Annotated in this window: 8 protein-coding genes; 3 read left to right on the top strand and 5 right to left on the bottom strand. The window is 68.3% G+C overall.

The window, feature by feature from the left end; genetic code table 11:
• Positions 1 to 345 (top strand): flagellin (locus H0B54_RS28325; RefSeq protein ID WP_281390134.1); only part of this gene is annotated, 345 nt, incomplete at its 5' end.
• Positions 346 to 486: 141 nt separating this feature from the next.
• On the opposite strand, the gene H0B54_RS28320 is transcribed toward H0B54_RS28325, so the two are convergent.
• The gene (locus H0B54_RS28320; protein WP_188263118.1) at positions 487 to 2,079 is read right to left on the bottom strand and encodes a S10 family peptidase; all 1,593 of its coding nucleotides are present in this window, start codon (positions 2,077 to 2,079) and stop codon (positions 487 to 489) included.
• A gap of 199 nt (positions 2,080 to 2,278) precedes the next feature.
• Between H0B54_RS28320 and H0B54_RS28315 the strand changes: the two genes are divergently transcribed.
• Positions 2,279 to 2,761: a bacteriohemerythrin gene (locus tag H0B54_RS28315; RefSeq protein ID WP_094306182.1), complete on the top strand. Its 483-nt coding sequence runs from the start codon at positions 2,279 to 2,281 to the stop codon at positions 2,759 to 2,761.
• Positions 2,762 to 2,922: 161 nt separating this feature from the next.
• On the opposite strand, the gene H0B54_RS28310 is transcribed toward H0B54_RS28315, so the two are convergent.
• Positions 2,923 to 6,642 (bottom strand): vitamin B12-dependent ribonucleotide reductase, encoded by a 3,720-nt coding sequence (locus H0B54_RS28310; RefSeq protein ID WP_188263117.1) that lies wholly within the window; start codon positions 6,640 to 6,642, stop codon positions 2,923 to 2,925.
• A 528-nt stretch (positions 6,643 to 7,170) separates the two neighbouring features.
• Here H0B54_RS28310 and H0B54_RS28305 point away from each other — a divergent pair.
• Positions 7,171 to 7,656, top strand: a complete 486-nt coding sequence (locus H0B54_RS28305) for a PRC-barrel domain-containing protein (protein WP_188263116.1) — start codon at positions 7,171 to 7,173, stop codon at positions 7,654 to 7,656.
• 272 nt (positions 7,657 to 7,928) lie between these two features.
• Here H0B54_RS28305 and H0B54_RS28300 read toward each other — a convergent pair whose 3' ends face one another.
• The 3 genes from H0B54_RS28300 to H0B54_RS28290 all read right to left on the bottom strand — a co-directional run bounded on the left by H0B54_RS28300 (position 7,929) and on the right by H0B54_RS28290 (position 10,550).
• Positions 7,929 to 8,363, bottom strand: coding sequence for a bacteriohemerythrin (locus H0B54_RS28300; protein WP_188263115.1), 435 nt, complete (start codon positions 8,361 to 8,363; stop codon positions 7,929 to 7,931).
• A gap of 128 nt (positions 8,364 to 8,491) precedes the next feature.
• Positions 8,492 to 9,505: a DUF6352 family protein gene (locus H0B54_RS28295; protein WP_188263114.1), complete on the bottom strand. Its 1,014-nt coding sequence runs from the start codon at positions 9,503 to 9,505 to the stop codon at positions 8,492 to 8,494.
• 103 nt (positions 9,506 to 9,608) lie between these two features.
• Positions 9,609 to 10,550, bottom strand: coding sequence for an alpha/beta fold hydrolase (locus H0B54_RS28290; protein ID WP_188263113.1), 942 nt, complete (start codon positions 10,548 to 10,550; stop codon positions 9,609 to 9,611).
• Between the last annotated feature and the right edge of the window lie 56 nt (positions 10,551 to 10,606).

Genomic DNA, 10,606 nt, shown 5'->3' with positions numbered 1-10,606 from the left:
CAGAACCTGACCACCAGCGGCCAGGGCCTGCGTCTGGACTACGCGCAGAACGACTGGACCGACCGCGCCGATATCGACAAGGCGGTCGCCAGCATCGACTACGCGAAGCAGAACCTGCGGTCGGTCTCGCAGACGCTGTCGACCAACCTGAACATCATCACGACCCGCGAAACCTTCACCAAGGAGTTCAGCGACGTGCTGGTCGAAGGCGCCAACAAGCTGACGCTGGCCGACCAGAACGAGGAAGGCGCCAGCCTGCTGATGCTGCAGACCCGTCAGCAGCTCGGCACCATCGCCCTCTCGCTGGCCAACCAGTCGCAGCAGTCGATCCTGCGTCTGTTCTAACCGGCAAGGTCCAGCCGGCGACCACAGGCCGAGGCAAAGGCATTGCGCAGCAGGCGCCCCAACCGGGGCGCCTGTTTTCTTTTGGCCCGTTTTTTCCCCGGCCCGTTTTCCCGGCCCGTTTTTCCCGGCCCGTTGCGCGCCCTACCGCAGGGCGGCCTCGATCAGGGCGCGCGCGTCGGCGGCCAGCTTCGCGCGCTCGGGCGCGCGGGTGTACATCATGTGGCCGCCCTCATAGACCGTCACGGCCACCCGGTCGGCCTGCCCGTCCGGCAGTTCCAGGCGGGACGCCACCCAGCGCGACGCCATGTAGGGGGTGATGAGGTCGGTGCGCCCATGGGCGATCAGCACCCGCAGCGCGGGTTGCAGGGTCAGGGCGGCCTGGAGGTCGTCCACCGCGCTGGGCTGGCCGGAGCGCGGCCATTCCCAGCCCCGGTTCACCCGGTCGCTGAGCAGGTCGAACGGCACCTCCGTCCGCACGCCCAGCCACCCGTGGGCGTAGGCGGCGAAGGCGGTGCTGTAGGTCGGCACCGTGCCCTTCAGGAAGGGATCGAAGGGATGGCGCGCCGCCGACGGGTCGGGGTCCGCGGCGGTGAAGGTGCCGTCGTAGACGCTGGCGACCCGCCCGCGCCCGCGCAGCAGTTCGCGGGCGAAGATGTCGGTGGGGATCTCGCCGCGGAAGCGGGTCACCAGATCCTCCGGAAGGCCGGTGGTCCGCGCCACTTCGGCGAAGAACCCCTGCGCCGCGCCGGGCCGGCGGTAATCCAGCCCGGCCAGCCCGGTCAGGTAACCGTTGAAGGCGTAGCGCTCCGCCGCCTCCGCCGCCTGCTCCGGCGTGCCGGGAACCAGCCCGTTGGCGGCGGCGGAGGCGGCGTAGGAAGGCAGCCGCAACGCCGGCACCAAAAGCCCGCCGCCACCGCGGATGGTGGCGAAATCCACCACCGGCGAGACCATGATCAGCCCGTTGACCGCGATCCCGGTGTCGTCGATCAGCTGGTTGGCCATCTTGGCGATGCGGAAGCCGCCATAGCTTTCCCCCACCAGGAACTTCGGCGACTCCCAGCGGCCGTTGCGGGTCAGCCAAAGCCGGACGATCTCCGCCATGGCGCGGCTGTCGGCATCGACCGACCAGAAGCGTTTGCCGGGGTCCTCGTCCCGCCGCGCGCCCTCCTCCTTTCCATCGTCACGCCGTATGCCGCGGCTGTAGCCGGTGCCGACCGGATCGATGAAGACCAGATCGGTGAAGGCCAGCCAGCTGTCCGGGTTGTCCAGCAACGGGGCCGGCGGGCGGGCCAGCGACCCATCCTCGTTGAAGCCGACCACCTTCGGACCCAAGGCGCCCAGATGCAAATAGGCCGAGGACGCTCCCGGCCCGCCGTTGAACACGAAGGCGACCGGCCGCTGGCCGCGCGGCGCTCCATCCAATGTGTAGGTGACGGTGAAGACACGGGCCGCCACCTCCTCGCGCGGGCCGTCGCGCAGGGGCAGGAACTCCGCCACCGCCGTGTAGGCGAGCGGACCGGAGGGCAATGGCAACTGGTGCTTGGTCTCGCTGCGCTGGGCGTTGAACCCGCCGCCGTCCCGGTCCGCCGGCTTCGGCGCGCTGTGGTTCTGCTCATTCCGGACCGGTGCGTTGGAGGCCGGCGCGTCCTGGGCGTTCGCGGCCTGAAGCGGTGGCAGCGCCAGCAGGGCGAGCAGCGGCAAAAGGCGGAGGCGGCGGTTCATGGCACGTCGCATGGCGCATCCCGTCGGCTGTGTCGTCACAGGCCCGCATATTGACCCGCGCCCGACGTCCGGCAAGGACACACCCCCTCGGTTCGCGCCACAGCCCGCCGCCGAAACCGCGACAATTTATCTCAATTCATTCCGTTGATGCACGTACGACCCTGACTATGATGACCAAATCGTTACCACTTTAAGCCGAGTCTCGCCGATCATGGACATGCCCTCCGAGAATTTTCAGGATCTCGTCTGGAGCGACGATCTTGCGTTGGGCATCGAGGACATCGACGAACAGCACAAACAATGGATCGAACTGGTCCAGGCGTTCCATGTCGCCGTCGCCGAAGGACGTTCCCGCGAGGAGGTCTATCGCACGCTGGCCAACGCGGTGGTCTATACGGAGATTCACTTCGCCAGCGAGCAGAAGGTGATGGAGGAGGCCGGCTATCCCTTCCTGGCCGACCATCTGGTCCAGCATTCCCTGGCGTGGGAGCAGCTGCACGCCTTCACCACCGGCAACGTGCCGGAGGAGAACATCGCCGAGTATCTGGCGACCTTCCTGCCGCAATGGCTGATGCTGCACATCAACTCCGCGGACCGTCAGTTCGCCCGCTGGCTGAAGGAGCGTGACGCGGTCCCGGCGGAGTTGGCCGACGCCCAGCTCTCCGGCCGCGTCTTTCCCAACATCCCGGTCTGATCCCGTCCTGCTCGCGACGACCGCCGCCGGTGGGAAACTGCCGGCGGCGAAAGCCATGCCCGCAGAGCGGCTGCGCCCCCAAAGCCGAGCGCGCATGAAAAAAGGGGAGGTCCGCGGACCTCCCCTTTTCCACGCCATGCCGGGGATGGAACCGGCTGGCCTCAGCTGCAGCCCGTGGTGGAGCCGCAGGTGTCGCACTTCAGGCAGGTGCCGTTGCGGACAAGGGTCATGTTGCCGCACTCCCCGCACTGATCCCCCTCGTAGCCGCGGGCGCGGGCCTCGCGGATGCGGTCGTAGCGCTGGTCGCTGTTGCTCCCGCCGTAGGCCGTGCCGGTGGTGCCGCCGACCGGGGCTGTGCCGCCGGCATGGACCACCGCGGCGCCGACCGCCGGGCTGGAGGCCACCGCCGCGTGGGCGGCGGACGCCGTGGCCTGGACCGCGGCGCCGGTGGCGGCCAGGGCCGCCGCGGCGGACGCCCGCTGGGTCTGCCCGCCGTTGAGGACACGCAGGTTGTTGCGGACATAACCGGTGGACGCGACCTTGCGGACGATGTCCGACGGCTGGACCGCGCCGGTCTCCGGCAGGTCGCCCTGCTTGTCGCCGCTGCCGACCGTGAAGGGCACCAGATCCTCCGGCGTGGCGTGCGCCAGATCGGTGCGGCCCAGGTAGGAGATGGCGATCTCGCGGAAGATGTAGTCGATGACCGAGGTCGCCATCTTGATGGTGTCGTTGCCGGTCACCATGCCCGACGGCTCGAAGCGGGTGAAGGTGAAGGCTTCCACGAACTCTTCCAGCGGCACGCCGTACTGCAGGCCGATCGACACCGCGATGGCGAAGTTGTTCATCAGCGAGCGGAAGGCGGCGCCCTCCTTGTGCATGTCGATGAAGATCTCACCAATGCGGCCGTCCTCATACTCGCCGGTGCGCAGGTAGATCTTGTGGCCGCCGACGGTCGCCTTCTGGGTGTAGCCCTTGCGGCGGTGCGGCAGACGCTCGCGCTCGGTGCGCTTGCGCTCGATGATGCGCTCCACGACCTTCTCGACGATGCGCTCGGACACCATCTGGGTGCGGGCCGCGTTCGCCGCCTCGACGATCTCCTCGACCGCGTCCTCCTCGTCGTCCAGCAGGGCGGCGGAAAGCGGCTGGCTCAGCTTGGAGCCGTCGCGGTACAGCGCGTTGGCCTTGATGCCCAGGCGCCAGGACAGCAGGTAGGCGTCCTTGCACTCCTCCACCGTCGCCGTGTTCGGCATGTTGATGGTCTTGGAGATGGCGCCGGAGATGAAGGGCTGCGAGGCGGCCATCATGGTGATGTGCGATTCCCAGGACAGGAAGCGCTTGCCGATGCGGCCGCAGGGGTTGGCGCAGTCGAACACCGGCAGATGCTCGTCCTTCAGGAAGGGCGCGCCTTCCAGCGTCATGGCGCCGCAGCAGAAGGTGTTCGCCGCCTCAAGCTCGGCCTTGGTGAAGCCGAGAGCGGTCAGCAGGTCGAAGCCCGGCGCGTCCATCTGCTCGGCGGGGATGCCCAGCGTGTCGACGATGACGTCGGCGCCGACCGTCCAGCGGTTGAAGGCGAACTTGATGTCGAAGGCGGTGGCGAGGTTGCCCTCCAGCTTCTCCAGCACCTCGGCCGGGAAGCCCTTGGCCGCCAGCGTCTCGTGGTTGACGCCCGGCGCGCCCTTCAGCGTGCCGTGGCCGACCGCGTAGCGCTCGATCGCGGCGATCTGGTCGGCGGTGTAGCCCAGCGTGCGCAGGGCCTCCGGCACCAGACGGTTCACGATCTTGAAGTAGCCGCCACCGGCCAGCTTCTTGAACTTCACCAGCGCGAAGTCCGGCTCGATGCCCGTGGTGTCGCAATCCATGACCAGGCCGATGGTGCCGGTCGGGGCGACGACGGTGGCCTGGGCGTTGCGGAAGCCGTGCTGCTCGCCCAGCTCCAGAGCCATGTCCCAGGCGCGGACAGCGGCCATCGCCAGCTCGGGCTCCGGGCACTCGTCGGCGACGAAGGGCACCGGCTTGACCGACAGGCCCTCATAGCCGTCCATCTCGCCGCAGGCGGCGCGGCGGTGGTTGCGGATGACCCGCAGCATGTGGTCGCGGTTCTGCTCGTAGGCCGGGAAGGCGCCCAGCTCCTGCGCCATCTCGGCGGAGGTTGCGTAGGCAACGCCGGTCATCACCGCCGAGATGGCGGCGCAGTAGGCGCGGCCTTCCGCCGAGTCGTAGGGCAGGCCGGAGGACATCAGCAGGCCGCCGAGGTTGGCGAAGCCCAGGCCCAGCGTGCGGAACTCGTAGGACAGCTGGGCGATTTCCTTGGACGGGAACTGCGCCATCAGCACGGAGACTTCCAGCACCATGGTCCACAGGCGGCAGGCGTGCTCGAACGCCTCGACGTCGAAGGAACCGTCCTTCAGACGGAACGACATCAGGTTCAGCGAGGCGAGGTTGCAGGCCGTGTCGTCGAGGAACATGTACTCCGAGCACGGGTTCGAGGCGTTGATGCGCCCCGAGGCCGGGCAGGTGTGCCAGTCGTTGATCGTGGTGTCGAACTGCACGCCCGGATCGGCGCAGGCCCAGGCGGCGTAGCCGACCTTGTCCCACAGGTCGCGGGCGCGGATGGTCTTGTGGACCGTGCCGTCGGTGCGGCGGATCAGCTTCCAGTCATCGTCGTTCAGGACGGCCTGGATGAAGTCGTCGGAGATGCGCACCGAGTTGTTGGAGTTCTGGCCGGCCACCGTCAGGTAGGCGTCGGAGTCCCAATCGGTGTTGTAGGTCTTGAACTCGATGCTGGTGAAGCCCTGGGCGGCGAACTGGATCACGCGCTGGACGTAGTTCTCCGGCACCTGCGCCTTGCGGGCGGCGACGACGGCCTTCTTCAGCTCCTTGTTGACCTTCGGGTCCTGGCCGTCCTGGGCGGCGGCCATGATGGCGCTCAGGTGCTCGCGGCAGATCTTGGAGCCGGTGACGAGGGCGGCGACCTTCTGCTCCTCGGTCACCTTCCAGTCGATGTAGGCCTCGATGTCCGGGTGGTCCATGTCCACCGTGACCATCTTGGCCGCACGGCGGGTGGTGCCGCCCGACTTGATGGCGCCCGCCGCGCGGTCACCGATCTTCAGGAAGCTCATCAGACCCGACGACTTGCCGCCGCCGGCCAGCTTCTCACCCTCGCCGCGCAGGCGGGAGAAGTTGGAGCCGGTGCCGGAGCCGTACTTGAACAGGCGCGCCTCGCGGACCCACAGGTCCATGATGCCGCCCTCGTTCACCAGATCGTCGGCGACGGACTGGATGAAGCAGGCGTGCGGCTGCGGGTGCTCGTAGGCCGATGCGGACGAGGTCAGCAGGCCGGTCTTGAAATCAACGTAGAAGTGGCCCTGGCTCGGGCCGTCGATGCCATAGGCCCAGTGCAGGCCGGTGTTGAACCACTGCGGGCTGTTCGGGGCCGCCATCTGGGCGGCCAGCATGAAGCGCATCTCGTCGAAGAAGGCGCGGGCGTCGGCCTCGGTATCGAAATAGCCGCCCTTCCAGCCCCAGTAGGTCCAGGTGCCGGCCAGACGGTCGAAGACCTGCTTGGCCGACTTCTCACCGGAATAGCGCTTCTCCTTCGGCAGCGCGGCCAAAGCCGCCTCGTCGGCGGTCTTGCGCCACAGCCAGGACGGGACGGTGTTCTCCTCGACCGCCTTCAGGGCGACCGGAACGCCGGCCTTGCGGAAATACTTCTGGGCCAGGATGTCGCTGGCGACCTGGCTGTAATTCTCGGGAACCTCGATGTCCGTCTGCTGGAAGACCACAGAGCCGTCGGGGTTGCGGATCTCGCTCGTCGTGCGGCGGAAGCCGAGAGCGGCGTAAGCATCCTGACCCTCTTTCGTGAAACGACGCTGGACCCGCATGTGACTCGTGCTCCCTTTGGCTGGCGAACAAAAGTGTCGCGCTCCGTGCGGCGCAGCTCGCGCTGGCTGACGAACGCAACACCCTGTATGTTGGTGTGCATCCTAGCCTCAAGCTTTTGGCCAAGCAAGACCCGGCCCAAGATATTGTGTGCTTGACGCGGGCTTGCCTCCTAGATATGGCGCGCCCTGTACAACGGGCCACCCCCGAGCCGGTTCCCGCGGAAAACCGCCGACCCACCAGATTTAGAGCCTCCCGACGGGTCCCCGACGCCCGCGGCCTGTCGTGAATCCGTCACTTTTGCGGGGTTTCCGGGACCGTCCGACTTCAGGATTCACGGGGGGCGAATCGGCGGTACGCCCTTCTCCCGCCCCCTCACCCGCCACCCACTTTTGCCCGCTGGACCGGCCTCGCGGCGAGGCTCCCGGACGGCGTCCCGAGTCGCCCCACGATGTCACAGGCGGTCCCGCGTGACCTTTCCCGCTCCTTCCGGTTGGAAGGGTCGGTTTCGTGCAACGAGGAGACCTTCCATGCACAAGACGGTGATCGCGACCCTGTCCGCCCTGGCGCTGACGACCGGCGCCGCGGTGGCCCAGACCGGCACCGGCGGTTCGGCCCAGGCCCCGAGTTCCCAAGCCCCGAACTCGGTCATCATGGATCAGGGCCAGAGCGCCCGCCCGACCGGCCCCACGGGCGGCGCCAGCGTCGAGCATTTGATGAGCCGCACGGTGATCGGAGCGGACGGCGAGCGGATCGGCAAGGTGACCGATGTGATCCTCGGCCCGGACGGCAACGCGCAACTCCTGGTGATCCAGAGCGGCGGCTTCCTCGGCATCGGCGGCAAGGAGATCGCGGCGGACATCGCACTGGCCGACGTGCTTCCGGGCAACGGCCCGATCGCGTTGCGCGACGTCACCCAGGCGAGCGTGCGCGACATGCCGGAGTTCGAGTACAGCGACAGCATGACCTCGCTGAACCGCGGCCCGAAGAACAGCGGCGAGTCGAACAAGCAGTAACGCGCAGACATCCATGTTCCCTCCCCCCTCTGGGGAAAGGGTTAGGGTGAGGGGGGGTGCGCATGGCGGTACGTCCGGCACAAGCACACCCCCCTCACCGGCTCTCAGCGGATGCCAGAGGCAGCCGCCTGCCGCCGTCAGCGCTGGCTTTCAGCCAGCGCGAGAGGCCCTCTGGGCCACCCTCTCCCCGCTTTCGGCGGACCGGGGGTCCGCCTGTCGCGTCAGCGCAAACTTCGTTTGCGCGTGAGCGGAGGGGAGAGGGTTATTACGACCTACGCCTCCACCCCGCGCTCGCGCAGGTAGGCGCCCAGCTTCGTGTCCACGCCCAGGATGTGGCCGGACAGCCACTTGGCGAGGAAGCCGAGCACGAAGGCGCCCTTCTCCCCACCCGCGTCCAGAGCGCTGTTCACGTCGTGAAGCTGCCGGACGAAGCTGTCGTGCAGCGCCTTGTGGGCGGCGTAGTCGGGATAGCCGTGCTCGCGCATCAGCGTCTCTTCCCGGTCGAAATGCGTGTCGGTGTAGTCGAGCAACTCCCCCAGCACGTCCTGGATCTCGCTGTCGGCGCGGAACGCGTTCACCGCGGTGACGAATTCGTTGAACAGCTCGAACAGGCGCTTGTGGTCGGCGTCGATCACGGCATTCCCGACGCCGAAGCCGTCCTGCCACGCCATCGTCTCCCAACGCGGGTCGGCAAGGTTCGGTTTCATCGTCTTCGGCTGCGTTGTGTTTAATTGCATGACGTTTCCCCCTTCAGGAAACATCCTTATAAGCCGCCCTCCACCCGCCGCCGGGGCGGCAGATGGTCACACTTACAATATGGTTATAGGATTGCTGATCAGTTCATCTGCGCCAGCGGCAGGTTGACCAGCAGATTCTGCGGCTTGAGGCGCAACTTGCGGTCGGCGGTCATCGCCAGGGCCAGATAGACGGGCCGCCCGGCGATGTCGGCGCGCATCGCCGCGGGATCGGCGAACTCGAGCCGGAACAGCGACAGGATGCGGGCCAGCCGGTCCTCCCCCACCTCGGCCCCGTTGTAGAGGTCGTTGAGGATCGCCGTGGCCTCCCCATCCAGCCCGACATGCCAGACCCAGCGCTCGTCGCTGATCCGCTGCACCGGCTGGATCGACACCGCCACCCCCAGGAAATGCCGCACCCAGCCCTCCAGGACGCGGCACAGCGCGTCGAGACCGGCTGCGGCGAAGGTCACGTCCAGCACGGTGTCGTGCCGCGAATCGCGCTCCCAGTAGCGGGGGTGGTTGGTCTCGTCGAGGATGTCGAGATCGACGGAGCGTGGGGCGGTCCCGGCCTCCACCACCAGCCGGCCCAGGCTGCCGAAGCCGCCGGTCGCGGCCAGCATCTCCACCGTCTCGCTGTCGGCCAGCCGGACCCGCCCGTCGTCCACCGACACCGTCTGGGGCCGGAAGAACAGTTCCCCCGCCCGGGCCCGCAGGCCCGACGGCGTGCCGTCCAAGAGGTTGCGCAGGATCACGTGGGCCATCTGGTCGATGAACAGCCCCGGCACGCCCCGCGCCCCCTCGCGGAACAGGCGGAGGTAGCTGCCCTCCACCGTGCCGGCGGCGAGCAGCCGGTCGCGGAAGCCCAGCCAGACCGCCCAGTTCTCCCGCGCGTCCGCATCGGCCAGTGCCTCCACCATGCCCGGCGGGACGGGACGGGTTGGATCGTCCAGCAGCCCGGCGAACAGCGTGTGCTCGGTCTCGCAGGCGTCCTCGGGCGGGCGCATCTCCGGCCGCATCAGATAGGCGCGCAGGAAGTCCGGCGTGACCGCCAGCCAGCCGTCGGCGTCGCGCGTCAGCAGATGAAAACCGGACTCTCTCCAGAAATCGGACATGGAAGGCAGACCCTTGAACGTCGAAGCGGGCGTGGAAGCGGGCGTGAAACGTCCCTCATGTGGGCGCGTCGCCGCCGGCGCCAAGGACCTAGCACAGCCCGGCCTACAGATGCACGGAGGCCAGAAATTCGTCGATGTCCGCCCACACCCGGTCGCGGATGTCGTCGCGCTCCATCAGAAGCTCGTGCTTGGCCTCGGGATGCTCCTTCAGAACGGCGTTGCCCAGCCGGGCGGCGGCCAGCCGGTGCGACTCCGAGCGGACGACGGCGTCGGCGGGGGCGCTCAGCAGCAGGATGGGGGTGGTCACCCGCTCCAGCGGTGCGGTGAAGCGGATGTGATCGGAGGCGCGCAGGGCCGCGCGCACCCAGCCGAAGCTGACCCCGCCCACCCGCAGCTCGGGCCGGTCGCGGAAGGCGTCGTGGTAGGTGGCGTAACGGCGGGGGTCGGAGGTGATCGGGTTGACCGGGGTGAACAGCCCCTCCACCGGGTCGTAATCGTGCTGGCCGAAGGCGTATTCGGCGGCCCGCCCGCGGGCGCAGAGACGTTCGGCCAGCCAGACCGCCATGCGGCGCGGCACCGGGCCGGTGAAGATGTCGAACATCGGCGCCGTCAGCACCGCGGCGTCGCACAGGGCCGGGTTGCGCAGCAGGGCCATCAGGGCGACCAGCCCGCCCATGCTGTGGGCGACCAGCAGCAGCGGCCCATGCTGTCGGGGCCTCACCAGCCGCTCCACCACCTCCTGCAGGTCGCCGGCCAGCGTGTCGAAGCTGTCCAGGTGATGGATCTGGCGGTTGGGCAGGGGCCGGTCCGACAGGCCCTGGTTGCGCCAGTCGAAGGCGAAGACCTCGAAGCCGCGCGCCAGCATCGCACCTGCCGTCTCGGCGTATTTCTCGATGAACTCCGCCCGGCCGGTCAGTAGCAGCGCGGTGCCGCGTGGCGGTGCGGTGGTGGCCGTCCAATGGGCGGTGCGCAGCCGAGTCCCGTCCCCCATCGTCACCCAGCCGAATCGTGGCTCCACACCCAGATCCGCCACGCTCACGGCCATTCCTGCGCTCTCCTTCGTTGACGGGACGATTGAAGCATCAACGCACGGGACGGGTC

The sequence above is a fragment of the Azospirillum tabaci genome, assembly GCF_014596085.1.
In the GTDB taxonomy this organism is placed as follows: domain Bacteria; phylum Pseudomonadota; class Alphaproteobacteria; order Azospirillales; family Azospirillaceae; genus Azospirillum; species Azospirillum tabaci.
This window is presented reverse-complemented; position numbering and strand designations above follow the sequence as displayed.

Coding starts and splice junctions, on each gene's coding strand:
- H0B54_RS28295 (WP_188263114.1), bottom strand. CDS start 9,505: ATGTCCGATTTCTGGAGAGAGTCCGGTTTTCATCTGCTGACGCGCGAC.
- H0B54_RS28290 (WP_188263113.1), bottom strand. CDS start 10,550: ATGGCCGTGAGCGTGGCGGATCTGGGTGTGGAGCCACGATTCGGCTGG.
- H0B54_RS28320 (WP_188263118.1), bottom strand. CDS start 2,079: ATGCGACGTGCCATGAACCGCCGCCTCCGCCTTTTGCCGCTGCTCGCC.
- H0B54_RS28305 (WP_188263116.1), top strand. CDS start 7,171: ATGCACAAGACGGTGATCGCGACCCTGTCCGCCCTGGCGCTGACGACC.
- H0B54_RS28310 (WP_188263117.1), bottom strand. CDS start 6,642: ATGCGGGTCCAGCGTCGTTTCACGAAAGAGGGTCAGGATGCTTACGCC.
- H0B54_RS28300 (WP_188263115.1), bottom strand. CDS start 8,363: ATGAAACCGAACCTTGCCGACCCGCGTTGGGAGACGATGGCGTGGCAG.
- H0B54_RS28315 (WP_094306182.1), top strand. CDS start 2,279: ATGGACATGCCCTCCGAGAATTTTCAGGATCTCGTCTGGAGCGACGAT.